The organism is Actinoplanes sp. HUAS TT8, assembly GCF_051380535.1.
GTDB lineage: Bacteria > Actinomycetota > Actinomycetes > Mycobacteriales > Micromonosporaceae > Actinoplanes.
The window spans coordinates 9838170-9862899 of record NZ_CP195646.1 but is presented as its reverse complement, the minus strand read 5'-3'; the positions used below and the strand labels follow the sequence as shown (position 1 = coordinate 9862899).

Annotated in this window: 24 protein-coding genes and 1 pseudogene; 10 read left to right on the top strand and 15 right to left on the bottom strand. The window is 70.7% G+C overall.

The window, feature by feature from the left end; genetic code table 11:
* Window positions 1-75 precede the first annotated feature (75 nt).
* The 5 genes from ACSHV8_RS43975 to ACSHV8_RS43955 all read right to left on the bottom strand — a co-directional run bounded on the left by ACSHV8_RS43975 (window position 76) and on the right by ACSHV8_RS43955 (window position 3910).
* Window positions 76-1101, bottom strand: coding sequence for a lysophospholipid acyltransferase family protein (locus tag ACSHV8_RS43975; RefSeq protein ID WP_436526081.1), 1026 nt, complete (start codon window positions 1099-1101; stop codon window positions 76-78).
* On the bottom strand, window positions 1098-2177 hold the full coding sequence (locus ACSHV8_RS43970) for an NAD-dependent epimerase/dehydratase family protein (RefSeq protein WP_436526079.1): 1080 nt from the start codon (window positions 2175-2177) through the stop codon (window positions 1098-1100). The genes ACSHV8_RS43975 and ACSHV8_RS43970 overlap by 4 nt, the downstream gene beginning before the upstream one ends.
* A 148-nt stretch (window positions 2178-2325) precedes the next feature.
* Window positions 2326-2427: a 30S ribosomal protein bS22 gene (locus ACSHV8_RS43965; RefSeq protein ID WP_007465623.1), complete on the bottom strand. Its 102-nt coding sequence runs from the start codon at window positions 2425-2427 to the stop codon at window positions 2326-2328.
* A gap of 188 nt (window positions 2428-2615) precedes the next feature.
* Window positions 2616-2828, bottom strand: a complete 213-nt coding sequence (locus tag ACSHV8_RS43960) for a helix-turn-helix domain-containing protein (protein ID WP_014694808.1) — start codon at window positions 2826-2828, stop codon at window positions 2616-2618.
* A gap of 161 nt (window positions 2829-2989) precedes the next feature.
* A complete protein-coding gene (locus ACSHV8_RS43955; protein WP_436526076.1) occupies window positions 2990-3910 on the bottom strand; it encodes a proline dehydrogenase family protein in 921 nt (306 codons plus the stop codon).
* 89 nt (window positions 3911-3999) lie between these two features.
* On the opposite strand from ACSHV8_RS43955, the gene ACSHV8_RS43950 reads away from it, so the two are divergent.
* The gene (locus ACSHV8_RS43950; protein ID WP_436526074.1) at window positions 4000-4539 is read left to right on the top strand and encodes a CGNR zinc finger domain-containing protein; all 540 of its coding nucleotides are present in this window, start codon (window positions 4000-4002) and stop codon (window positions 4537-4539) included.
* 824 nt (window positions 4540-5363) lie between these two features.
* On the opposite strand, the gene ACSHV8_RS43945 is transcribed toward ACSHV8_RS43950, so the two are convergent.
* A complete protein-coding gene (locus ACSHV8_RS43945) occupies window positions 5364-6185 on the bottom strand; it encodes a sugar phosphate isomerase/epimerase family protein (protein ID WP_436526072.1) in 822 nt (273 codons plus the stop codon).
* Window positions 6186-6270: 85 nt separating this feature from the next.
* Between ACSHV8_RS43945 and ACSHV8_RS43940 the strand changes: the two genes are divergently transcribed.
* Window positions 6271-7116 carry a hypothetical protein gene (locus ACSHV8_RS43940; protein WP_436526070.1) on the top strand — a complete coding sequence of 282 codons (846 nt, stop codon included), beginning with the start codon at window positions 6271-6273 and terminating at the stop codon, window positions 7114-7116.
* Here the strand turns inward: ACSHV8_RS43940 and ACSHV8_RS43935 are convergent.
* A complete protein-coding gene (locus tag ACSHV8_RS43935) occupies window positions 7098-7781 on the bottom strand; it encodes a response regulator transcription factor (protein ID WP_067697652.1) in 684 nt (227 codons plus the stop codon). The two genes, ACSHV8_RS43940 and ACSHV8_RS43935, sit on opposite strands and share 19 nt — an antisense overlap.
* Before the next feature lie 29 nt (window positions 7782-7810).
* Complete coding sequence (locus ACSHV8_RS43930; protein ID WP_436526067.1) at window positions 7811-9097, bottom strand: sensor histidine kinase; 1287 nt, start codon at window positions 9095-9097, stop codon at window positions 7811-7813.
* A gap of 199 nt (window positions 9098-9296) precedes the next feature.
* Here ACSHV8_RS43930 and phoU point away from each other — a divergent pair, with 199 nt between their 5' ends.
* Entirely contained in the window at window positions 9297-9950 is a 654-nt protein-coding gene (gene phoU, locus ACSHV8_RS43925; RefSeq protein ID WP_436526065.1) for a phosphate signaling complex protein PhoU, read from the top strand.
* Between the two features lie 57 nt (window positions 9951-10007).
* On the opposite strand, the gene ACSHV8_RS43920 is transcribed toward phoU, so the two are convergent.
* On the bottom strand, window positions 10008-10754 hold the full coding sequence (locus ACSHV8_RS43920; RefSeq protein WP_436526063.1) for a phosphoglyceromutase: 747 nt from the start codon (window positions 10752-10754) through the stop codon (window positions 10008-10010).
* Between the two features lie 113 nt (window positions 10755-10867).
* On the opposite strand from ACSHV8_RS43920, the gene ACSHV8_RS43915 reads away from it, so the two are divergent.
* The 3 genes from ACSHV8_RS43915 (at window position 10868) to ACSHV8_RS43905 (ending at window position 14410) form a co-directional block, all read left to right on the top strand.
* A complete protein-coding gene (locus tag ACSHV8_RS43915) occupies window positions 10868-12157 on the top strand; it encodes an MDR family MFS transporter (protein ID WP_436526061.1) in 1290 nt (429 codons plus the stop codon).
* A 768-nt stretch (window positions 12158-12925) separates the two neighbouring features.
* Window positions 12926-13123, top strand: a complete 198-nt coding sequence (locus ACSHV8_RS43910) for a hypothetical protein (RefSeq protein ID WP_436526059.1) — start codon at window positions 12926-12928, stop codon at window positions 13121-13123.
* A gap of 153 nt (window positions 13124-13276) precedes the next feature.
* Complete coding sequence (locus ACSHV8_RS43905) at window positions 13277-14410, top strand: MFS transporter (RefSeq protein ID WP_436526057.1); 1134 nt, start codon at window positions 13277-13279, stop codon at window positions 14408-14410.
* A 754-nt stretch (window positions 14411-15164) separates the two neighbouring features.
* Here ACSHV8_RS43905 and ACSHV8_RS43900 read toward each other — a convergent pair.
* Window positions 15165-15671, bottom strand: coding sequence for a YbjN domain-containing protein (locus ACSHV8_RS43900; RefSeq protein WP_436526055.1), 507 nt, complete (start codon window positions 15669-15671; stop codon window positions 15165-15167).
* Window positions 15665-16988: pseudogene (mshA, locus tag ACSHV8_RS43895) on the bottom strand (D-inositol-3-phosphate glycosyltransferase). Before mshA ends, ACSHV8_RS43900 begins: the two are co-directional and overlap by 7 nt.
* A 94-nt stretch (window positions 16989-17082) precedes the next feature.
* Between mshA and ACSHV8_RS43890 the strand changes: the two are divergent.
* Both ACSHV8_RS43890 and ACSHV8_RS43885 read left to right on the top strand, forming a co-directional pair.
* A complete protein-coding gene (locus ACSHV8_RS43890; RefSeq protein WP_436526053.1) occupies window positions 17083-17838 on the top strand; it encodes an SDR family oxidoreductase in 756 nt (251 codons plus the stop codon).
* 5 nt (window positions 17839-17843) lie between these two features.
* Complete coding sequence (locus tag ACSHV8_RS43885; RefSeq protein WP_436526051.1) at window positions 17844-18620, top strand: class I SAM-dependent methyltransferase; 777 nt, start codon at window positions 17844-17846, stop codon at window positions 18618-18620.
* Here the strand turns inward: ACSHV8_RS43885 and ACSHV8_RS43880 are convergent.
* A complete protein-coding gene (locus ACSHV8_RS43880; protein ID WP_436526049.1) occupies window positions 18574-18990 on the bottom strand; it encodes a response regulator in 417 nt (138 codons plus the stop codon). The genes ACSHV8_RS43885 and ACSHV8_RS43880 overlap by 47 nt on opposite strands.
* A gap of 156 nt (window positions 18991-19146) precedes the next feature.
* The gene (locus ACSHV8_RS43875) at window positions 19147-20577 is read right to left on the bottom strand and encodes a S8 family peptidase (protein ID WP_436526047.1); all 1431 of its coding nucleotides are present in this window, start codon (window positions 20575-20577) and stop codon (window positions 19147-19149) included.
* A gap of 216 nt (window positions 20578-20793) precedes the next feature.
* On the opposite strand from ACSHV8_RS43875, the gene ACSHV8_RS43870 reads away from it, so the two are divergent.
* Both ACSHV8_RS43870 and ACSHV8_RS43865 read left to right on the top strand, forming a co-directional pair.
* Window positions 20794-21006, top strand: a complete 213-nt coding sequence (locus tag ACSHV8_RS43870; protein WP_436526045.1) for a DUF7455 domain-containing protein — start codon at window positions 20794-20796, stop codon at window positions 21004-21006.
* A gap of 68 nt (window positions 21007-21074) precedes the next feature.
* The gene (locus ACSHV8_RS43865; protein WP_436526043.1) at window positions 21075-22847 is read left to right on the top strand and encodes a PAS domain-containing sensor histidine kinase; all 1773 of its coding nucleotides are present in this window, start codon (window positions 21075-21077) and stop codon (window positions 22845-22847) included.
* Between the two features lie 205 nt (window positions 22848-23052).
* Here the strand turns inward: ACSHV8_RS43865 and ACSHV8_RS43860 are convergent, their stop codons facing one another.
* A complete protein-coding gene (locus tag ACSHV8_RS43860; protein WP_436526041.1) occupies window positions 23053-23871 on the bottom strand; it encodes an SRPBCC family protein in 819 nt (272 codons plus the stop codon).
* 74 nt (window positions 23872-23945) lie between these two features.
* Complete coding sequence (locus tag ACSHV8_RS43855) at window positions 23946-24626, bottom strand: hydrolase (RefSeq protein WP_436526039.1); 681 nt, start codon at window positions 24624-24626, stop codon at window positions 23946-23948.
* Between the last annotated feature and the right edge of the window lie 104 nt (window positions 24627-24730).

Sequence of the window (24730 nt, the reverse complement as noted above, 5' to 3'; positions counted from 1 at the left end):
GGATGGCGAGGGGCGGTGCCGGATCTCTCCGGGGCCGCCCCTCAATCGTCACTATAGGACGGTTCGCGCCAGTCGTCACCGGGCGAACGGATCGGGCCGTTTCTGCAGCAGTTCGTGCAGGGACGCCTGAATCGTCTCCCGGACCTGGTCAGCCAAGTTGTAGACGACCAGCGGATCATCCGCGAACTCGGTCAGATGCGCGGTCGGGATCGGCGGGCAGAACTGGATCAGCCACTTGCTGGGCAGCGGGATCAGACCCAGCGGGCCGAGCCACGGGAACGTCGGCGTGACCGGGAAATACGGCACCCCGAGCAGGCGGGCCAGCGGCTTCAGATCGGCCAGGATCGGATAGATCTCCTCGGCGCCGACGATCGCGACCGGGACGATCGGTGTGCCGGTGCGCAGGGCGGCCGACACAAAGCCACCCCGGCCGAAGCGCTGCAGCTTGTAGCGGTCGGCGAACTTCTTGCCGATGCCCTTGAAGCCTTCCGGGAACACGCCGACCAGTTGGCCGCCGGTCATCAGCCGCTCGGCGTCCGGGTTGCAGGCGACCGTGGCGCCGGCCGCGCGGGCCAGCTCGCTCATCCCGGGCACCCGGAAGACCAGGTCGGCGCCGAGCAGGCGCAGGTGCCGGTGGTTCTCCCGCAGGGCGACGGTCAGCATCAGCGCGTCCAGCGCCAGGGTGCCCGAGTGGTTGCCGACGACCAGGCCGGGACCGTCGACCGGCACGTTCTCGGCACCGAACACCTCGGTGCGGAACCAGTCGCGGTAGAGCACCCGCAGCAACGGGTGGAACACGGCCTCGGTCAGTTCCGGGTCGAAACCGAACTCGTCGACCTCATACGCCCCGGCGAGCCGCCGTCGCAGGAAGGCCAGGCCGTCCGCGACCCGGCGGTCCCACACGTCGATCGCGGCCGGTTCCGCCTCCGCGGCCGGCTCGGGCGCGGCCGCCGGCTCGGCGGTCGACTCCAGCTTCGCCACCTGCTCGTCCGGCTTCTCCGGGATCGGGCGGCGGCCGTTCATCTTCTTCGGTGGGGACGGCTCGGGCAGCCGGAACTCGGCCGTCCCGGGCAGCACGTCACGGAATTCGTCCTGGCTCACGAGTGGTCGCTCCCGGCCGGGGTGGCGTCGGCCGCCGCCCGCACCCGCCGGATGCCGTCCAGGATCGCCCGCTCGGCGGCGGCGAGCCGGTCGGCGGTGAGCGAGGAGCCGGCCGCGTGGGCCTCGATGAACTCCTCGAACGCGGTGGCGGTGGTGCGCGGGGTGAAGCCGAACTCACGGATCAGCCGGGAGGTGTCGACCACCCGGCCGTGCACGAAGAGGTCGATCTGGTCCAGGCCGATCTGCTCGACGCCGAGACGGCGGACGAGCGCGGCGGCGGTGGACAGCCCGGTCTCGGGCAGCGGCACGGCGATGCGGCCGGCCCGGCGAACCGCCTGGGACAGCATGAGCACGCCGGCACCGGCAACGTTGAAGGTGCCCGGATGGTCCTCGACGACCGAGCGGTGCAGCACCTCGAGCGCGTCGTCCACGTGCACGAACTGCAGGCGGGCGTCGCGGCCGATCACGGTGGGGACCACGGGCTGGGCGAAGTAGCGGGTCAGCGACGTCTCGGCCGACGAACTGATCATCGGGGCGAAGCGGAGAACGGTCGCCGCGACCTCGGGCCGGCGGCGGCGGAAGCCACGCACGTACCCCTCGATGTCGAGAATGTCCCGGGCGAACGGGCCACGCGGCACCGCACGCGGCTCGGTGTCCTCGGTGAAGACCGCGGGGTCGCGGAACGACGCGCCATAGGCGGCCGTGGAGGAACGCACCACCAGCTTGCGCAGGTTCGGCGCACCCTGGGCAGCGGCCAGCACCTGCATGGTGCCGATGACGTTGTGTTCCTTCATCCCCGCGCGGCCGCCATGGGCCGGGTCGGGGACGCTCGTCACCGCCAGATGGACGACAGCCTCGGCACCGAGACCGGCAATGGCCTCGGTGGCCGCGCGCGCGTCGGCCCGGATCCGCTCCACCCCGTCGAGCAGGCCGAGAAGGCGTGCCGGCGGGTCATGCGGGTCCAGACCGACGACACGGTCGATCCGGGGATCTGCGGCTAGGCGGGCGGCCACGGATGCGCCGAGAAATCGGCTGACTCCGGTGACCACGACAACGCTGGGCGGTGAGGTCACCACGAGCGCACCTTTCGATGCTGAGCCTCAGAACTGGGCCCGGCGCCGGACGTCGTCACGCTCACGGACCTGGGTCCGGCGGCGGACGGCCCGGCTTCGGGCCGGGGTCGGCAAGCGACGGCGAGGGCCGGGTGAAGCACCCGGCCGTCCGTCACTTGCCCAAACGGCGACGCTGGACGCGGGTCTTGCGCAGCAGCTTGCGGTGCTTCTTCTTCGCCATACGCTTGCGGCGCTTCTTGACCACGGAGCCCATACGACAGCCTCTCGAACCATGTTTGAGTGGAACCGGCTCGGCCGGTACCGATCTGGACGGCGCCCGGGACAGCGCCGTTACTGCGCCCCTCTTCGGAGCACTCAGCGGCGCAAGTCGACCCGGGAACCAACCGGTCCAGCGTACCGGCCCGCTCGGCAAGGGCCAACACGACCCCGGCAGGCCCGCCCTCAGGCGGTCTGCGAGAACGCGCCCCGGAGATATTCGTGCACCGCATGCTCCGGCACGCGGAACGAACGACCGACCCGGACGGCGGTGAGGTCACCGCCGTGCACGAGCCGGTAGACAGTCATCTTGGAGACCCGCATCAGCGTGGCCACCTCGGCCACGGTCAGGAACCGTACCTCCGAGAGGCGTTCCTCGGTCTGGGCTGGACCCGTCATCTCAGTCGCACCGATCCTTTCGCAGGCACGCTCCGCCGGGCGAACGTGCGTGTCATCAGAACCGTATCGATGCGGCTGTGACCAGGGCGTCGCGTTCCGTAATTTGCCCACAAAAAGTCAAGTGCGACACGCCTGATCCGTGTCCGTTTAGCCCGAAAGAGTCACTTCCGCGCCGAAACCGCACTAGCCAGGGAGGACACACCGGAGGGGCGCTCGGCGAATCGGCGCATCAAATACCCGAACCACTGCTTCCCGTACGGGAGGTAGACGCGCACCGTATGACCGGTCGCGGCCAGCCGGGCCTGCTCATCCGGGCGCACGCCGTGCAGAAGCTGGAACTCGTACTCCCCGGTGGAACGGTCGAACCAGCGGGCCCGGTCCTCGGCGATCGCGATCAGCCTCGGGTCGTGCGTCGCCACCATCGGATAGCCCTCACCCGACATCAAAATATTCAGGCATCGGACGTACGCCTTGTCGACGTCCAGCGGCGACTGGAACGCCACCGACTCGGGCTCCGAATACGCCCCCTTGCAGAGCCGCACCCGCGAACCGGACACGGCCAGCTCCCGGCAGTCACCCTCGGTGCGCCGCAGGTGCGCCTGCAGCACCGCCCCGGTCGACGGGAAATCCCGCCGCAGCTCGAACAAGGTCTCCAGGGTCGCGTCGGTGGTGCCGTGATCCTCCGCGTCCAAGGTCACCGTCGTGCCGGACTCCGCGGCGGCGGCACAGATCGCGCGGGCATGCTCCTGGGCGACCTTCTCGTCGATCCGCTGACCGAGCGCGGACAACTTGACACTGACCTCCGCGGCCGGGGCCAAGCCGGCCGTCCGGAGCCGGGCGAGAAGCGCCACATACTCCTCCCGGACCGCGCGGGCCTGCTCCGGCGACTCGGTGTCCTCGGCGAGGTGGACCAGGCTGACCGCGAGCCCGTCGTCGGCCAACTCGCGGGACACGGCCAGCGCCTCCTCGGCGCCGTCACCGGCGACGAAGCGCTTCACCACCCCCCGGCCGGCGGGCGCGGACTCGACCAGCCGCTCCAGCCGGGCGGAGCCGGCCGCGGCGAGAAACAGGGAACGGAGCATGGGCCTACGTTAACCGCCGAGCCTGTTGACGGCGCGACAGTGCGGTCGAGGAATCGCACCTCGCGCCTCGGGGCGGCTACCGTGGTCGGGTGAACTTCGATGCGTACGCGCGGACGGCGGTCGACCTCGTCAACGCCGGCCTGGACGATCTCGCGGGTCTGCGGGCCCTGTTCGCCGGCGATCTGGAGTACATGCGGGACCAGGTCGTCGAGAAGGACCTGGCCGTCTTCCGCCGTGCGCAGCGCCGGCTGCGCGAGGTGTTCGAGTTCGGCACCAGCGGTCGCGACATGGACGCGGTGCGCGAGCTCAACGGTCTGCTGGAGGCCTACCCGGTGCAGCCACGCATCTCCGGCCACGACGCCAGTGACTGGCACATGCACGTGGCCAGCCGCGGCTCCTCGGTCAGCGCGGAATACCTGGCCGGCGCCGTGTGGGGGCTGTCGGTCTGGCTGTGTGAGTACGGGAGCGCCCGCTTCGGCATCTGCGCCGACGAACGCTGCGGGAACGTGTACCTCGACACGTCCTCCAACAACTGCCGCCGCTTCTGCTCCGAGCGCTGCGCGACCCGCTCCCACGTCGCCGCCCACCGAGCCCGCAAACGCGCCGCCCAAACCCTCACCCCCGCCTAACCCCCGCCCGACCCCCGCCCCCGCCCCCGCCCCCGCCCCCGGTCCCGGTCCCGGTCCCGGTCCCGGTCCCGGCTGGCACTCACGGCTGCTTAAGCCCGAAAAAACAACCCTCAGCACCAGCTGGCCAACGCGCGCCGCGGGCGAAGCCTGGAGTGGCAGCCACCTCGCGCGACGCCCGCGCCGGCCAGGCCGGCAACGCGCGGCCAGGTCCCGGCTGGCACTCACGGCTGCTTGAGCCCGAAAAAACAACCCTCAGCACCAGCTGGCCAACGCGCGCCGCGGGCGAAGCCTGGAGTGGCAGCCACCTCGCGCGACGCCCGCGCCGGCCAGGCCGGCAGCGCGCGGCCAGGTCCCGGCTGGCGCTCACGGCTGCTTGAGCCCGAAAAAACAACCCTCAGCACCAGCTGGCCAACGCGCGCCGCGGGCGAAGCCTGGAGTGGCGGCCGCCTCGCGCGACGCCCGCGCTGGGCCGGTCGGCAGCGCGCGGCCAGGTCCCGGCTGGCGCTCACGGCTGCTTGAGCCCGAAAAAACAACCCTCAGCGCCAGCTGGCCAGCGCGCGCCGCGGGCGAAGCCTGGAGTGGCAGCCACCTCGCGCAGCGTGCGCGCTGGGCCGGTCGGCAGCGCGCGGCCTGGGGCCGGCTGGGGGTTCGGGGGTTTGGGGGGGGTTGGGGGGTTTGGGTTGACCGCGACCGGAAGATCACGTCGCCCTTTCGGGCTGAGTGTTTTGGGCGCGCCAGCGCCCTGCTCAGGTCGGAAGGGTCCCCGCGGGAGCGACGATCTGGACCACGGCGGACCGAGGCAATGAAGAATTTGATCTTGGGGTTTACGCCTTGCTGATCGCCGGGCGGGAGGAATCCGCGGGGGCCAGGTGGTGGCGGGCGAACTCGAGGGACTCGCGGAGGTCGGCTTCGCGGACGGCGCGGCTGGCGGCTTTTCGGGTGTTGATCTCCAGGGCGACCGAGCCGGTGAAGCCGCGGCCGGCGAGGGAGCGCAGCAGCTCGGCGCAGGGCTGGGTGCCGCGGCCGGGGACGAGGTGTTCGTCGCGGGCCTCGCCGGTGCCGTCGCCCAGGTGGACGTGGCTGAGGGCGGAGCCCATCTTGTCGGCCATGGCCAGCGAGTCGATGCGGGAGGCGGCGCAGTGGGAGAGGTCCAGCGTGTACGCGTCGAAGCCGGTCTCGGTCGGATCCCAGCCCGGGGTGTAGGGCACGAACCAGCGGCCGGCCATCTTGACCGGGAACATGTTCTCGACGGCGAAGGTCAGGTCGGGGTGGCGGGCCTGGACCTTGGCGAGGCCGGGGGCGAAATTCTTGGCGTAGTCACGCTGCCAGGTGAACGGCGGATGCACGACGACGGTGGGCGCGCCCAGGGACTCGGCGAGCTGGGCGGCGCGGCTGAGACGCTCCCAGGGGTCGGAACTCCACACCCGCTGGGTGACCAGCAGGCAGGGGGCGTGCACCGAGAGGACGGGCACGTCGTAGTGGTCGGCCAGGCCTTTCAGGGCTCCGGCGTCCTGACTGACGGCATCGGTCCAGACCATGACCTCGAGCCCGTCGTAGCCCACCGTGGCCGCCATCTCGAACGCGGCCGCGGTCGGCTCGGGGAAGACCGAGGAGCTGGAGAGGAGCACGGGAACTCGAGAACTCACGCCCCCAAGCGTAACCACGTCCGGCGCGCCCGGATAAATCCGCGCCAAACGGTCATGATCCATAGGACCGCGTACTCTGAGCGGGATGAGCCGCGCCCGACGCCCCGTGGAAGTATCACTCGACTTCCCTCGGGAATGGATCGAGTTCCTGGACCCCGCCGACGATCAACACCTGGTCCGAGCCGACCTGACCTGGCTGCTCTCCCGCTGGACCTGCGTGTTCGGGTCGTCCTGCCACGGCATTCTGCCCGGCCGGGCCGAGGACGGCTGCTGCTCGCACGGCGCGTTCTTCACGGACGCCGACGACGAGAACCGGGTGAAGGGCGCCGTCGCCAAGCTCACCCCGGAGACGTGGCAGCGGCACCGGCGCGGGTTCAACAAGTGGACCGAGATGGACACCGTGGACGGCACGAAACCGGCCCGGCGCACCGCGACCCGGTCCGAGGACGGGCCGTGCGTGTTCCTCAACGACGCCGACTTCGCCGGTGGGGGCGGGTGCGCGCTGCACGCGCAGGCGTTGCGGGACGGGGTGCATCCGCTGAAGTACAAGCCGGACGTGTGCTGGCAGCTGCCGATCCGCCGCGAGCAGGACTGGATCAAGCGGGCCGACGGGACGAAACTGCTGCAGTCCACGTTGACCGAATTCGACCGGCGCGGGTGGGGCCCCGGTGGGCACGACCTGGCCTGGTGGTGCACCTCGTCACCGGAGGCGCATGTCGGGACCGAGGCGATGTATCTGTCGTACGCGCCGGAGCTGACCGAATTGATCGGCGAGGCGGCCTACCGGAAGCTGGCCGAGGTCTGCGACGCCCGGATCAAGTCCGGCCTGGTCGCCGTCCATCCGGCCACCACCGCCGCGCAAACCCCGCCGAAACGGCGAGGCGGTCGCGAACCCGCCTCGCCGCGTTCCGCTCACGGCTCGAATTTGTAACCGAGACCACGCACGGTGACGATGTAGCGGGGGGCGCTGGGCTCCGGCTCGACCTTCGAGCGGAGACGCTTGACGTGGACGTCAAGGGTTTTCGTGTCACCGACGTAGTCGGCGCCCCAGACGCGGTCGATCAGCTGGCCGCGGGTGAGCACCCGGCCGGCGTTGCGCAGGAGCAGTTCGAGCAGCTCGAACTCCTTCAGCGGCAACTGCACCCCGGCGCCGTCGACGGTGACGACGTGCCGCTCGACGTCCATCCGGACCGGGCCGGCGGCCAGCGTCGGAGTGCTGACCTCGGCCGCCTCGCCACCCTGGCGACGCAGCACGGCCCGGATCCGGGCGACCAGTTCACGCGGCGAATACGGCTTGGTGACGTAGTCGTCGGCCCCGATCTCCAGACCGACGACCTTGTCGATCTCACTGTCCCGGGCGGTGACCATGATGATCGGGACGGCTGACCGCTGCCGGAGCTGACGGCACACCTCGGTGCCGGACATCTCGGGCAGCATGAGGTCGAGCAGCACGATGTCGGCACCGGTCCGGTCGAACTGCGTCAGGGCGGAGGTGCCGGTCGCGGCGACCGAGACCTCGAAACCTTCCTTGCGCAGCATGTACGACAGGGCGTCGGAGAACGACTCCTCATCCTCGACCACGAGCACGCGGGCCAATGAAGTTCCTTCCGTCGTCGGCGACCTGGTCATTGCCGGGTCACACCGGACTCGATTTCAATTGCCGTCGGTGACGGCGAGGGGGATTCCGAAGGGCGCGCCGGTAGGCGCAGAGTGAACGTCGAACCGGCGCCGAGAGCGCTGGTCACGTCCACGCGGCCACCATGGTTGGTGGCGATGTGCTTGACGATGGCGAGGCCGAGGCCGGTCCCGCCGGTCGCCCGGGAACGGGCTTGATCGGCTCGGTAGAACCGTTCGAAGATCCGATCCACGTCCTGCGGAGAGATGCCGATGCCCTGATCCGCGACATCGATCTCGATCCAGTCGTCTTCCTGCCGCATCGTCAGTTCGACCTTGGTGTCCGGGCCGGAGTACGCGATCGCGTTCTCCACCAGGTTCGTCACCGCTGTGGCGAATTGGCTGTCGCTACCGTACGCCATCAGGCCCTTAGGCCCGGAATAGGTAACTTCGATGGCCTTGGCGGAAGATGTCGTTCTCGTGCGGTCCAGCACCTCGGCGACCACCCAGTCCAGGGCGACCGGCTCGGGGCTGGGCAGCGGCTCGGCGCCCTGCAGCCGGCTCAGTTCGAGCAGCTCACTGACCAGGCGACCCATCCGGGCCGACTCGTGGTGGATCCGCTCGGCGAACCGGCGGGCCGCCATCAGGTCCTCGGACTGCGCCTCGGGCACCGACTCGGGCAGCTGAGTCGCGTCCAGCAGGGCCTCGGCCAGCAGCTGCAGCGCGCCGATCGGCGTCTTCAGCTCATGACTCACGTTGGCCACGAAGTCACGCCGGACCCGGGCCAGGCGGTGCGACTCGGTCACGTCGGCCGCCTCGACGGCGACGTGCGTCGCATTCAGCGCGACCGCCCTCAGGTGAAGGCCGAGCGGCGCCTGCGCGCCACCGGCACGACCCCGCGGAAGATCAAGTTCAACCTCTCGGCGTACGCCGGTGCGCCGCACCTGGCCGGCCAGCGTGCGCAGGATGGGGTGCGCCGCGATGGTGCCCGGAGCGCCACCGGACCGCAGCAGGCCCATCGCCCGGGCGGCCGGGTTGACCAGCACCGGGTAGTCGTCCGCGTCGAGGACGACGACTCCGACCCGTAGTGAATCGAGGCTCTTGCGGCCGAGCCCCTTCAGACCGTTCTTACCTGCCGGGCGATCGTCGTCCGGTTCGATGGCGGCTCTCCCCTCCGGTGAGCCGGTCCCGACCGCGTCCTCCGCCGGCGGCCGGCGAAAACGGGCGAGAGTCAGCCCAGCACCGACACCGACGGCCAGCGCGGCTGAGACCAAGCCGACGGCGTATCCCCATTCCACGCAGCGATCGTAGGGTCATTGTTTACCTGGACCACAAGGCCAAAGGGACGAACCGGGCGCGCGTCGAATAAAGTTCACCGCCGGGCCTGGCGTCGTTCACCGGTGTTCATGTCCGGGAAGCTCTGTCGACCTAGCGTGAGCTGCAACCTCGGCCGTTACCCACGAGGCGGGGCGGCCCCGACAATCGGGACTTTAAATCATGCGCGAGGAGTTCCAGGCCGAACTCACTGAAGTGAGCCGCCTGCTGGTGACCATGGCAGAGTCGGTGCGCGCCGCGCTCCGCAAGGCGACGACCGCGCTGCTGACCGCCGACCTGGAAGCCGCTCAGTCGGTCATCCAGCGTGACGCCGACGTGGACGCCATCTTCAACCAGGTCGAGGCCAAGGTGGCCGACATCATCGTCCGGCAGGCGCCGGTCGCGATCGACCTGCGCCGGGCCATCACCGCCCTGCACATCTCGGCCGACCTGGAGCGGATGGGCGACCTGGCCGAGCACGTGGCCAAGACCGCCGCCCGGCGGCACCCGTCGCCGGCCGTGCCGGCCGAACTGCGCCCGGTCTTCAAGGGCATGGCCGAGATCGCCGACCAGATGGCCGAGAAGATCACCACGGTGCTGACCCACAGCGACGCCGGTCTCGCCGCCGAGCTGGAGAAGGACGACGACGCGATCGACGACCTGGAGCGTCAGCTTTTCAAGATCATGCTGGCCGACGACTGGCCGTACGGGGCGGAGACCGCGATCGACGGCGCGCTGCTCGGCCGGTTCTACGAGCGGTACGCCGACCACGCCGTGAACATCAGCGAGCACACGATCTACCTGGTCACCGGAGAGCCGGTCGCGGGTCAGGACTGACCGCCCGGATGGGAGCGGGGCCGGGACACCACGGGGGTGTCCCGGCCCCGCCTCGTATCAACGGCCCTGGTTGGCGACCGCGGCCGCGGCCTCCTTGGCCGCCTGCGGGTCCAGGTACGTACCGCCGGCCGTGATCGGACGCAGGTTCTCGTCCAGGTCGTAGCGCAGCGGGATGCCGGTCGGGATGTTCAGCTTGGCGATCGCCTCGTCGGAGATGCCGTCGAGGTGCTTGACGATCGCGCGCAGCGAGTTGCCGTGCGCGGCGACGAGCACGGTCTTGCCGGCCCGCAGATCCGGGACGATCGCGTCGTACCAGTACGGCAGAGCCCGCTCCAGCACGTCCTTCAGGCACTCGGCCTTCGGCTTGATCTCCGGCGGCAGGTCCGCGTACCGCGCGTCGGTCGACTGGGAGAACTCCGAGTCGTCCTCGATCGGCGGCGGCGGGACGTCGTAGGACCGGCGCCAGAGCATGAACTGCTCCTCGCCGTACGTCTCGAGGGTCTGCTTCTTGTCCTTGCCCTGCAGAGCGCCGTAGTGCCGCTCGTTGAGCCGCCACGAACGCTTCACCGGGATCCAGTGCCGGTCGGTGATGTGCAGGGCGATCTCACTCGTCCGGATCGCGCGGCGCAGCAGGCTGGTGTGCACGACATCGGGCAGCACGTTCTGTTCCTTGAGCAGCTCTCCACCGCGGCGGGCCTCGTCCTCGCCCTTGGCGTCCAGGTCCACGTCGACCCAGCCGGTGAAGAGGTTCTTGGCGTTCCACTCGCTGTTGCCGTGTCGCAACAGCACCAGGGTTCCAGTCATGACCACATCTTCCCCGCCGCATCCGGCGCCGGTCCGGGCGGGTGGAAAATCGGTTGCCCGATCCCCTAGGTTGTAAGGGAGTGAGGCCGGTTTCAGTGCTTACGGGGGATCTTGTGCGAGGGTGGTTACGGCAGGCCGCGGGCGGATTGCCCCGGCAGTTCTGGTTCCTCTGGACCGGCACGCTGATCAACCGCATCGGCTCGTTCGTGGTGCTGTTCCTAAGCATCTACCTGACCAGCGACCGCCACTTCACACAGAGCCAGGCCGGCCTGGTCATCGGCCTCTACGGCGTCGGCGGGGCCATCGGCACCATGACCGGCGGCGTCCTCGCCGACCGGTGGGGGCGCCGGCCCACCATGCTGATCGCCCAGTTCGGCGCGGCGACCCTGATGCTGACCCTCGGATTCGCCAAGACGTACCCGCAGATCCTGATCGTCACCGCGCTGCTCGGACTCTTCGCCGAAGGAGTGCGGCCCGCCTTCTCCGCCATGATGGTCGACATCGTGCCCGAACAAGACCGGGTCCGGGCGTTCTCACTGAACTACTGGGCGATCAACCTCGGATTCGCGCTCGCCGCGATCGCCGCCGGATTCGCCGCCCAATTCGACTACCTGCTGCTCTTCGTCGTCGACTCGGCAACCACACTCGTCACCGCGACAATCACACTGATCTTCCTGGCCGAGACCCGGCCCGCCCGCCGCGCCACAGCCGGACCGGCCCCGCGCGGCGGCATGCGAGCCGCACTCGGCGACCGCGCGTTCGCCGTGTTCCTCCTGATCAACCTGCTGTCCGTGCTGGTCATCCTCCAACACGCGTCGACCCTGCCGATCGCGATGCTGGCCGACGGGTTCTCCGCCTCGACATACGGGTGGGTGATCGCGGTCAACGGGATCCTGATCGTGTCCGGGCAACTCTTCGTGCCCCGACTCATCCAAGGGCACCGGCCCTACCGCGTCCTCGCCGTCGCATCGGTGATCGTGGGCATCGGATTCGGGCTCGTCGCGGTCGCACACTCGGCCTGGGTCTACGCGGTCACCGTGGTGATCTGGACACTCGGCGAAATGCTGCAATCACCCAGCAACGCGGCGACACTGGCGGCGCTGTCGCCGGCGGCGCTCCGGGGGCGGTATCAAGGGCTCAACTCGCTGTCCTGGTCGGTGGGGACGGCGCTGGCGCCCGTACTGGGCGGGTTGACCCTCCAAGGGTTGGGGTCGGCGGCGCTGTGGGTGGGGTGTTTCGGGCTCTGCGTTCTGGCTGGGGTGGGACATCTTCTGGCTGGGCCGGCTCGGGAACGCCGGGCAATTTTTCGGCGTACGGAAGAAGAAAGGCTTGCCGTGGGGGGTGGATACACGGGGGCTGGGGTCGCCTCGTCGGATTTGGCGGCTAGCGGCTCGGGGAGTTGAGGGCGGGACGCGCCTCGATCGGCTGGACTGGCCTGGCCTGGTCCGCGTCCCGTCACGCGGCCCGCTTCGCGCCACGCCACTCCGGCTTCGCGCCACGCGCCACGCCACTCCGGCTTCGCGCCACGCGCCACGCCACCCCACGTTGGCCCCGCGCCACGCGCCACGCCACCCCACGCCATCCCACGTCGGCCCAGCCCCGCGCCACGTCGGCCCCGCGCCACGTCGGCCCCGCGCCACGTCGGCCCCGCGCCTCGCGCCACGTCGGCTCTGCGCCCCGCGCCACGCCGGCCCCACGCCGCGCCGCGCCGCGCCGGTTTGGCCCCGCGCCGCGCCAACCCGCGCCACATCGGCCTGGCATCACGCCGCGACGCACCGGTCTCGCGCCACGTCGACGCGGCCCGTAACCCGTGCCTGACTGCGCCGCTTCTCGGACGGCCCCAGCTTAGGCCGGGCTGGTGGTCGTTTGGGGTTATCCACACTGGCGGTTTGTCCACAGGCGACCTACATGACCTTGGGGTTTGCGGCAACGATGGTCGCGGGGGCTCACCCCCTTCGGGAGGGTGGGCTCTGTGCGCGGACAGGTCTCACCCGTTACGGTTAGGAAAGTTTGCTGTTTGTTGCTGGACGGGAACGCGGGCCGGAGCGACGGGTCCTGGGCCAGCGATGAGCTGGGCGGCGCCGGCCAGAGCGCCGGCACGGCAGCAGGTAAGGCAATGGTGTAGGGCAAGGCAACGGCGTGGAAGCGGCAGTAATGCGGGCAACGGCGGCGTGGGCAGCGCCGGCGATTGCGGCGACGATGCGGGTGACAGCGGCGGCGTGGGCGACGACGCGGGTGACAGCGGCAGCGTGGGCGACAACGGCGACGGCTCGGGCGACGTGGGCGGCGGCGTGGATGCGGGCGGCACGGCCGGCACGGACGCGGGCGGCACGGATGCGGGCGAAGTGGGCGGCGGCGGCGTGAGCTGAGCGGGCGGCGTGAGCGGTGTAGGCGGCGCGGTGGTGCGGGGTGGGAAGGGTGAGCGGGTGCGGGGGTGGCTGCGGGGTGCGGTTGGGGGCCAGCCCGGCGTGTACTGGTTTCTCTGGGCGGGACTGCTCATCAACCGGGTCGGCGGGTTCGCGGTGCTCTACCTGTCGCTCTATCTCACGGCGGAGCGTGGGGCCGGGGTGGCGCTGGCGGGACTGGTTGTGGGGACGTACGGGATCGGTGGGATTTTTGGGACTCTGACCGGTGGTGTGCTGACTGATCGGTGGGGGCGGCGGCCGACCCTGCTCTGGTCGCATCTGGCCTGTTCCGCGGTGCTGGTGGCGATCGCGTTCAGTACGGCGCTGCCGGTGATTGCCGGGCTGTGTCTGCTGTTGGGGCTGACTCAGGCGATGCCGGGGCCGGCGTTTGTCGCGGCGATCACCGATGTGGTGCCGGCAGGGAGTCGGCTGCGGGCGTTCAATCTGCAGTTCTGGGCGTTCAATCTGGGCACTGCGGGGGCGTCGCTGCTGGCCGGGGTGCTGGCCCGGTGGAGCTATCTGGGGTTGTTCCTGCTTGATGCGGCCAGCACGCTGATCACGACGGTGATCATCGCCTGGAAAGTGCCGGAGACGTTGGGCCGGGTCGCGCCGGCCAAAGGCGGTTCGCCGGGGTTGCGGACCGTCTTCGCCGATCGGATCTTTCTGGCTTTTGTGGGGCTGACCATCCTGCAGGCGCTGCTGAACGTGCAGACCAACACGATCGTGCCGCTCGCGATGCACGACGACGGGCTCGGGCCGGGTGACTACGGCCTGGTGACGGCGCTCGGCGGGGCGCTGATCGTGGTCGGGCAACTGTTCGTGCCGGGCATCATCGACGGGCGGCGCAAGGATCGGGTGCTGGCGTTGTCGATGGTGGTGATGGCGGGCGGGTTCGCGATGCTGGTCGCGGCCGACAGCCTGGCCGTCTATCTGACCGCCGCGACCGTTTGGACGGTCGGGGGGATGCTCGCGGCACCGCCGAATGCCGCGATCAACTCGGAGTTGGCACCGCCGCTGCTGCGGGGGCGGTACCAGGCGGTGTTCTTCCTGAGTTTCCCGGCGGCATCGTTCGTGGCGCCGGCTCTGGGCGGGGCCGGGCTGGAATTCTTCGGGTCGTGGCACTGGCTCGTGGTGGGCGCGGTGGGGCTGCTCGGCGCCGGACTGCATCTGGTGGCCGGGCCGGCGCGGGAGCGCAGGGTGGCCGCGATGACCGTCCACAGTGATGGTTCGTCATTGCCGACACGATTTTGATCTTCGAGGTACGGCGTCGGCACTGAACACATCGGACGGACGTGCACGGTCCGTGCAATAAACGAATGGGCGCGCGGGAATTCGATGAACGCGAGATCCTTCGCGCGCCGGCCCGCAAACAAAAGCACCGGCGGCGGCGGGCGACCCCCATCCCCATAGGCGTCGCCCGCACTAACCGCCGGTCTCGGGTCGCGCCGTCCCCCAACGGCTTATGCCACCCGTCCCCAAACGCCGATCCGTGGAGATCATTGCTGATCGTCCCGTTCCCCGAACTGACGGCTCGGCGTCCATCGACCACGCTAGTTGGGGCAGTCAAGCCTCACAACCCGTATTCGTGTCGACATCTGTCTCAGGCGTCACAATCGCCAACAACCAACCGATCGGACGATCCGCCATTCACTCGTCCGGACTCCTTGATACCGGGAGAAATAACGACTCCGGCCGGGTGAGGAAATGATGGGCGTCGAATCAGTCCGGGCACCCGGATGACCTTGACGGCGGGTGACGAGTAGGTGAATTCAAGCTGGGAAGATCGCGTTTGCGCAGGCCACGGCGATCTTGTCGAGGCGCTGCCGAGCAGGCCGGGACGACGCCCGACCGGAGCCCGGAGCACACCGCCGGGCTGCCGTCAACACGCGGCACCCAACCCGGCCCCGGAGCCGAGCTGCTCCGACGCACGAGAAGTGGCGCCCGGCCGGATGCGACGGGGTTGCCCTAGGCCGACGCGGAGCCGGCGGGATGCGACAGGTTTGCCCTAGGCCGACGCGGAGCCGGCGGGATCGGCGGCCGGGGCGGCGAAGTGCTTGAACGCCTGGAGGTTGGCCAGGGACTCGCCCCGCTTGACCCGCCACTCCCACTCCCGGCGGATCGACGTACCGAAACCGATCTCCAGCATCGTGTCGAAGGACTCGTCGGCATACGTCAGCACCGAACCCAGCAGCCGGTCCAGCTCGTCCTCGTCCAGGCCCTTGAGCGACACCCGCCCGGTCAGGTAGATGTCGCCGACCGCATCGATCGAGAACGTCACCCCGAACATCCGGGCGTTGCGCCGCAGCAGCCAGGCCCACAGCTCCTCGCGGCGCTCGTCGGGCTGGCGCATCACGAACGCCTCGATCCGCAGCGCGTGCTCGCCGACGATCAGGTTGCAGGCGGTCTTCAGCTTGTGCGTGCCGGGCAGGGTGACCACATAGGACGACTCGCCGGTGGATTCCCACTCCAGCTCGCGCTCGTCGAGGACGCGCTCGATCAGATCGGTCACCATGCCCACGCCGCCCCTTCCAGCCGGGCCGCGATCATCGCCCGGTGCTCGCTCACCGCGTCACGGTAGACCCGGAGCAGGCGTTCCACGGTCCGATCCCAGGAGAACTGCGACGCGTGGGCGACCGCGCCGGCCGACAGCCGGTGGCGGAAGCCGGGCGCGGCGAGCAGCCGGTCCAGCACGCGCGCCCAGTCGGCCGGGTCGTGGCCGTCGACCAGCACGCCGCTCTCGCCGTCGCGGACCGCGGTGACCAGGCCGCCGACCGCGGCGGCGACGACCGGGGTGCCGCACGCCTGCGCCTCAAGGGCGACAAGACCAAAGCTTTCGTTGTACGACGGCACGGCCACCAGGTCGGCGGCCCGGTAGAGCGCGGCCAGGCCGGCGCCGGTCTGCGGGGGCAGGAACACCACCGAGTCGGTGACGCCGAGCGTGGCGGCCAGGTCGATCAGGGCGGTGGGCTTGTCCAGCCCGCTGCCGCTGGGACCGCCGCAGATCACCAGCGTCACGTTCTCGGTGCCGCGGGCGCGCAGCTCGGCCAGTGCCGAGATGAGCACGTCGGGCGCTTTGAGCGGCTGGATACGGCCGACGAAGGCGACGATCCGGTCCCGCTCGGGCAGGCCGAACCGGGCCCGGTCGGCGTCGCCGGGGCGGAAGCGTTCCAGGTCGACGCCGGGCTCCACGACGCTGACCCGGGCCGGGTCGGCCTGGTAATACCTGATCAGGTCCTGAGCTTCGAAGCGCGTGTTGGCCACCAGGCGGTCGGACTCGGCGACGACCTGCTCCTCGCCGATCACCCGGGCCTTCGGCTCGGGGCGGTCACCGGTGGCGATCAGGCGGTTCTTCACCTTGGCCAGGGTGTGCGCGGTGTGCACGTGCGGCACGCCCCAGCGCTCCCGGGCCAGCCAGCCGACCTGGCCGGAGAGCCAGTAGTGCGAGTGGATCAGGTCGTAGTGGCCCGGCGGGTGGGCCGCCTCGGCCCGCAGCACGCCGGTGGTGAACGCGCAGAGCTGGGAGGAGAGCTCCTCCTTGTTCAGCCCCTCGTACGGCCCCGCGGTGACGTGCCGGACGTGCACGCCCGGCGACATCTCGACCAGCGGGGGCAGATCGCTGGAGGTGGCCCGGGTGAAGATCTCCACCTCGACGCCGGCCGCGGCGAGACGCTTGGACACCTCGACGATGTAGACGTTCATCCCGCCGGCGTCACCCGTGCCCGGCTGCTCCAGCGGGGAGGTGTGCACCGAGAGGGTGGCGATGCGCCGCGGAGTGGGCCAGCTGACCTCGACCACGTTCAATCCCTCCGCCAGTGTTCAACCGGAACAAGCTTGTTGCACACTTGTCATCTTCCCCATCGGCGTGGGCTGAACCACTACGCAGCCGGGCCGGGGTGACTCAGGTCATGCGGTTAGATCTGCACATGCAGAAAATCGCAGTGGTCACCGGAGCATCCAGTGGCATCGGCGCGGCGACCGCCCGGCGCCTGGCCGGTGAGGGTTTCCACGTGGTCGCCGCGGCCCGGCGGGCCGACCGGCTGGACGCGCTGGTGAAGGAGATCGGCGCGAACGTGACCGCGGTCGTGTGCGACGTCACCTCGGAGGAGTCGGTGGCCGGGCTGGCCGCCGCCGTGGCCGAGCTCGGCGCGCCGCTCGCGCTGCTGGTCAACAACGCCGGCGGGGCGGTCGGGCTGGACCAGGTGGCCGACGGGGCGGTCGCCGACTGGCAGGCCATGTGGGACGTGAACGTGCTGGGCACGCTGCGCGTCACCCAGGCGCTGCTGCCGGCGCTGGAGGCGAGCGGGGCCGGGACGATCGTGACCGTCGGTTCGACCGCGGCCTTCACGCCGTACGAGGGTGGCGGGGGTTATGTCGCGGCCAAACACGGCCAGACCGCACTCGTCGGGACACTCCGGCTGGAATTGTCGGGCAAGCCGGTCCGGGTGATCGAGATCGACCCGGGCATGGTCCGGACCGACGAGTTCTCGCTCAACCGCTTCGGCGGGGATCAGGCGCGGGCCGACGCGATCTACGCGGGCGTCAAGGAGCCGCTGGTGGCCGACGACATCGCGGATGTCATCGCGTTCGCGGCGACCCGGCCGCAGCACGTGAACATCGACCGCCTGGTGATCCGGCCGATCGCCCAGGCCGCCCAGCACAAGGTGCACCGGGAGCTGTAGTCCAGGTGAAACCGGTCGGGGCGATCACCCGGGGCACGACCAACCCGAACCGTCTGCGGCGGGTGGACAACTTCATCGCGTACCGATGCGGGGATCTTCTGACGTCGGCCGCCGTGCCCCTGGTCGTCGATCTGGGGTACGGCGCGACGCCGGTCACGGCGGTCGAGCTTCGGGGGCGGCTGGCGGCCGCGGTCCGCCCGGACGTCACGGTCGTCGGTCTGGAGATCGATCCCGTACGGGTGAGCGCCGCCCTCCCCTTCGCCGACCCCCCGCACCTGGAGTTCCGCCGGGGCGGCTTCGAGCTGGCCGGGCTCGCGCCGGTGGTGGTGCGCGCGTTCAACGTCCTCCGGCAGTACCCGGAGGACGGGGTGGACGCGGCCTGGCGACAGATGACCGGCAGCGGCGCGCTGCTGGTCGAGGGCACGTGCGACGAACTGGGCCGGATCGCGACGTGGGCGGTGGTCGAGGACGGCGAGCCGTCGACGCTCACCCTGTCGGCCCGGCTGCCCGATCTGCAGCATCCGGCGGTCTTCGCCGAGCGGCTACCGAAGGCGTTGATCCACCACAACGTGCCCGGTCACCCGGTGCACGAGCTGCTGCGCGCGCTGGGCCGGGCGTGGGAGACCGAGGCGACCCCGTTCGGGCCGCGGCAGCGCTGGCTGGCCACGGTCCGCCGGCTGCGGGACGAGGGCCGGCCCGTGCTCGACGGCCCGGCCCGCTGGCGCCTGGGTGAACTCACGGTCCCGTGGCCTCGTCCGGACCTTCTTCCAGGACCCGTTTGAGGGCTTCGAGCAGGGCGTCCGCGGTGAACGGCTTCTTCACCAGGATGTCGTCCTCGGTGACCAGGCCCTTGGCGACCGCGATGTCCTTGGGCAGGCCGGAAATGAAGATCACTTGGATCTTGGGCCTCATCTTCCGGACGGCGGCCGCCAACTCGCCGCCGGACTGCTCGCCGGGCAGCGTCAGGTCGGTGACCATGACGTGGATCTCGCCCGGGTGGTTCTGGCAGACCGAGATCGTCTCGTCCGGGTCACCGGCCGTGATGGCGGCGTAGCCTTTGCGCTCCAGCATGCGGCGCATGATGTCGCGGAGATCTTCTTCGTCGTCGACGACCAGGATGGTCGGCGTAGCGGCGACCGGCGCCTCGGACATGCGTCCTCCTCGGGGCTGGGGTCGATCTCACGCTAGCCGCCCCGGACCGATGAGTTGGGCACTTTGCCGCACCCCCGGCCGGACGGCCGATCTCGGCCGGAAAACACAGCGCCGCGCGACGCGTCATGCGTCGCGCGGCGTGTGCCGGGATCGGGGTCAGCGGCGCTTCTTGCCCGCCTTCGCGGCCGCCTTCGCCTTGGCGATCTTCGCGGCCTTGGCCGCGGCGGCCACCCGAGCCGCCTTGGCCACCCGAGCGGCCTTGGCCGCCGCAGCCACCCGAGCGGCCTTCGCCGCCGCAGCCACACGGGCCGCCTTCGCTGCCGCAGCCACCCGAGCGGCCTTGGCCGCCGCGGCCACCCGGGCCGCCCGGGCCGCGTTCACGGCGTCGTTCAGGTAGCCGGTGAAGAGGACCTTGTTCGGCGAGCCGGCGCCCGCGCTCCGGACCAGGCCGGCGTCGGCGTGCGTGACCAGGTCGTCCCGCACCTGCTGGGGCGTCCAGTTCGGGTGGGCGCCGAGCACCAGCGCGGCCGCGCCGGCCACGTGCGGGCTGGCCATCGAGGTACCGCTCATGATCGCGGTGGCGCTGTTCGAGTCGGGCGACGCCGACTTGATGTTCACGCCGGGCGCGAAGATGTCCAGGCAGGCGCCGTAGTTGGAGAACGAGGCCCGCCGGTCGGCGCTGTCCACGGCGCCGACGGTGATCGCGTTGGAGGTGTCGGACGGCGAGAAGCGGCAGGCGTTGCGGTTGTCGTTGCCGGCCGCCACGGCGTACGTGACGCCCCGGGCGATCGAACGGTTGACGGCGTCGTCGAGCGCCTGGCTCTGCGGGCCGCCGATGCTCATGTTGGCCACCGCGGGCAGCTTGGCGTGCGCGGTCACCCAGTCGATGCCGGCGATGAAGTCGGAGTACGAGCCGGAGCCGTCGCAGTCCAGCACCTTGACGCCGACCAGCTTGACGTCCTTGGCGACGCCGTACGTGGCCCCGCCGATCGTGCCGGCCACGTGCGTGCCGTGCCCGTTGCAGTCGTCGGCGACCCGATCGTCGTCGACGAAGTCGTAGCCGCTGCTCGCGCGGCCACCGAACTCCCGGTGCGAGGTGCGGATGCCGGTGTCGATCACGTACGCGGTGACGTTCGCGGCCGAGCGGTACGTGTACTTGCTGTCCAGCGTGCGCACGCGCTGGTCGATCCGGTCCAGGCCCCACGTGACGCCGGGCTGGGTGGTGGCCGCCTCGATCACGGCGTCCTGCTCGACGTACTGGACGGCCGGGTCGGCGGCGAGGCGGGCCGCCTGGGTCTCGGACATCCGGGCGTGGAATCCGCGTACGGTGGCCTTGTAGCTGTCCAGGGTCTGACCGCCGTACCGGGAGATCAGATCCTGCGAATCGGAGGCGCCGGCCTTGAGAACCACGATGTAGCTGCCCGGGATGGCCGTGGCGGCGCCGGCCTCCAGGATCGTCCCGGTCCGAGGTGCGGCCGGAACAGCGGCGGCCGAGGCCGGCGCGGTGAAACCGTAAAGAGAAACGGTGGCGGCGCTCGCGACGGCCGCGAAACGGACGGCCAAGCGACGGGCGTCGGAACCGAGCATCAAAAGTCTCCCTCAAGTAGGTGCCCCGGCGCCGAATGGCATGCCGGAGCGACTTGAGGGAAATCCTGAAGTTGGAGAAGTGCGGGTCCAGGTCTCGTCCGGGTGCGACCACGTTGCGCCGATTCACCGGGCGAAGGACTAAGGCCCTCCCACCCAGGGCCGATTTGTTCCGCTGTCAGGACCGCTGCACACCGCCACTTGAGCAAGGAGAGCGATATGACCACCCTGCTGTCGCCCGAGATCGACATCGTCGGCGAACTGACCGAGCGCTGCGATCGCTGTGGCGCGGCCGCCAAGCTGGAGGTGACCCTGAGCAGCGGCGGCGACCTGGCCTTCTGTGGCCACCACGCAAACCGGATGCACGCCGAGATCGCGCGTGTGGCCAGCAAGATCCGCCTGGAGGAAGGGTTCGCCTGGGCGGGTAAGTAACCGCGCATGTCGCGATATGCTCATTTCCTCACGTCATGGGGGTATATGTGCGTATCGCGGCACGTGGCGTGGGCAGGCTGTCCCGGCTGATCGCCGGCTGTGCCGGGATCACCGTCACCATCCTCGGCATCCTGAACACGCGTACGTCCGACATCACCGCGCCGCCGGAGGGTCTCACGACCACTCCGGCGGTCGCGTTGGTTCCGGCCGGGCTCGCCCTGCTCCTCCAGGTCCTCCCGCTCGACAGCCGGCTGCGCACCGGCCCGGCCGCGGGACTCGCGCTGACCGCGGCGATCCTCGGCGGCGCCGCCCTCGACCGGCATCCGGCCGCCGCGGTGGCGACCCTGCTCTCCGGGCTCGCGCTGGCCTGCCTCGACCTGCGACTGCCCCGCCGCGACGGCGAGGTGCCGATCCGGGTCGCCGACCCGCTGCTGCTCGGCGCGGCCACGGTCGCGCTGGTCGCGCTCGTCCCCCGGCTCTTCGCGGCGACCTTCCCCAACGGGCAGGAACCGGCCGGGGTAATGCCGCTCTACCTGGCCGTGGCCCTGCTCGCGCTCACCGCCGGGGCCATTCTGGCCCGCCCCGAGGCCGGGCCGCTACGCACCCTGGACCAGTCCGGGCCGCGGACCGCGGTGCGCCGGCTGGCCCCCGCGCTCATCGCCGCGCCGCTGATCGCCGCGCTGGTCAGCGCGTTCGCGGTGCGCACCGGGCTGAGCCGGCCGGCCGCGGCGGTCAGCACCGGCGCCATCCTGGCCGCTCTCGGCCTTCTCGGATTACTCGCCTTTCTCGTACGGACCCTGGACCTGGCCGACCGCCGCCAGCGACGCCTGGTCGCCGAGCTGCGCGACCGGCAGGACTTCGCCGACACGCTGCTCCAGTCGATGAACGAGGCGGTCATGGTGCTGGACGCCAACTACCGCGTGATCGACGTCAACCGGCGCTGGCGGGAACTCACCGGCCAGCACGACGACCTGCGCGAACCGCCCCCGCTGCCGCCACCGGGCAGCGGCGGGGACTGGTTGCTCCCCCGGGCCGACGGCACCGCGGTGCCGGTGCTGGCCACCATGGCCGCCATCCCGGACGCGGCCGGGGCGACCCGCGGATACGTGGCCACCTGCGTCGACATCGCCTCCCGCAAGGAGGCCGAGGAGGCGCTCACCTCGCACGCGGCCGAGCTGGAACGCGGCAACGAACGGCTGGCCACCGCGCTCGCGTTCAAGAACGACCTCACCTCGATGCTGACCCACGACGTGGCCCAGCCGATCAGCTCCATCGCCAGCCTGGCCGAGCTGCTCAGCGCCGACTGGGCCGACCTGCCCGACGACGTCCGGCTGGAACTGGCCCAGAAGATCGACAAGAACACCCGGCGGCTGGTCAAGATGATGAACGACCTGCAGCTGCTGTTCCGGCTGGACACCGGGACGGTGACCGCGCGGCGGGTGCCGGTGCCGCTGCTCGAACTGGTCCGGGCCGCGGCCGGCGCCGACGACCGGGTGGAGATCGCGATCGACGAGGAACTGTCGGCGCTGGCCGACCGGGGACATCTCGCCGTCGTGGTGGAGAACCTGCTGAAGAACGCGCTGACCCATGGGGCGGCGCCGGTCCGGGTCGGTGCCTGCCCGCAGGCCGGCGGGACCGTGCTGCTGACCGTTCAGGACAGCGGGGCCGGGATTCCCGAGGACGTACTGCCCAGCGTGTTCGGGCGGTTCATCCGCGGGGCCGGGCTGGGGCTGTTCATCGTGCGGCACCTGGTGGAGGCGAACGGCGGGTCGGTGCGTTACGAGCACGCAAAACCGCGGGGCGCGTGCCTGCTGGTCACCCTCGAAGCCGCCCCCCGCTGACCGCGAATGGCCGCCGCGCACACGGCGCGGCGGCCATTCGGGGTTTTGTGCTCTGACCGCAACCAACCGACCACGTCGCCCTTTCGGGCTGAGCGTTCTGGGCGCGCCAGCGCCCTGCTCAGACCGGAAGGGTCCCCGCGGGAGCGACGATCGGGACCACGGCGGACATAGGCAATGAAGATCTTGAAGTTGATCTTCGGGGTGGTCAGCCGATGCCGCGATCCTCTTCGTTGATCATGCCGCTGCCCCAGATGTCGCTGGCCGGGGTGCGTCCGCCCATGCGGGCCGAGCCGGCCACGCCGCCGCTCATCGGGCCGGTGCCGCGTTTGGTCACCGTGCGTCCGCCGGAGAGCGCGGGGTCGGCGCCGGCCGGGGCATGCAGGGGGTTGTCGGTCAGGCCGAGGCCGGTCGGGTCGGCGTTGCCGAGGTCGGCGGCGCCGTTGTCCCAGCCCGCGCCCGGTCCGCCGGGGGCCGGTTGGGTGGCCGGGGGATGGCGGTGGACGCGGGTGGCGACCGAGGCCGGCGAGGCGAAGTCCGAGCTGAACAGGGTGTGCGAGGGGCCAGGGAGGCGTCGGACGCCGGCGCCGGTGGGGATCGGGCGCCCGCCCAGGACGCCGCTCTCGACCAGGCCCTTGAACGTGGTCAGATCGGCCTTGAGGCGACGGTTCAGCGACTCCTGGCCGTGCCGGTCGCTGGGCATGAGGAACGCGATGTCGGCCTCGAGCTGGGCGACGATCTGGGTCTTGGTCTCGCCCATCGGCCGCAGCGTGAGGGTTTCGGCGAGCAGCGGGCCCTCCATGGTCGACCAGGAGACCCGTTCGTCCGGTGTCCGCTCGATGATCTGCGCGTCGAACTCACGGCGCTTGCCGTCCACATCCATGATCCAGTGCGTCTGGTCGGTGCCGGTGGTGGTCACCTGCCGGACGCCGGTCATGAACCGTGGGTAGTTCTCGAACGCGGCGAGCTGCTCGTACACCGTGTGCAGCGGTGCACTCACCTCGATGGCCTGTTGAACCATACTCATCGCATCTCTCCCATGCTGAAGTGCTGGCATGACAGAGAGTACGGAGACGAGTGCGATCCGTGTTTGCCTTTCGTTCAGACTCGTCGCAGGTACTGCCAGCCGCCCACCTCGGCGGCGTACCGGGCGTCACTCGCGGGCACCAGCGTCACGCCGGCTTCCCGCAGCAGCGCGACCAGGCGCGGGGACGGGCTGCGCCACGCCTCGCTGATCTCGACCACGGTTCCGGTCGTACGGCAGGCCGAGGCCAGATCGGCGATGAGCGCCGGCGACACCGCGGCGTCGTCCACTCCGGCCTGGGCCAGCAGCGCGAGCGGCCGGGCGAGCTGGGTCGGCACGTACCGGGAGGCACGCTCGAGACCGCGCACGGTCGCGGCGATCAACTGCTCGGCGACCTGCTCGGCGGTCGCACCGCCGCCGGCCACCAGGGCGCGAACCGCACGAGCGTCGAGCAGCTCGTCGCCGTGCGGCAGCGCCGAGGTGGCCACCGACAGCGCGTCCAGCTGGGTGAGATCGGGCGGCAGGGCCAGCCAGCCGTCCGGGCGGACGACCTCGACCTCGGCGGCCACCCGCAGCGTCATCTCGGTGCGGTGCCGGGCCCGGCGCACCGCGTCGGCGTACGCGTTCAGCCAGGTGGTGTCCGGACCGGCCTGGTCGGCGAAGGTCAGCGCGGTCAAGCCGGCCCGGTCGGCGGCCGAGACCACCACGCCGACGGCATCCCGCCCGGCCGAGAAACCGGTGTGCACGTGGGCATCCACCGTCAGATCCAGCGCGGTACCGATGACTGATTCCCGCTTTGAGCCCACGACCGCTCCCCGACTGAAGTTCTCCGTCGTGGAGAAGAATGCTCGCCGCACGTTGT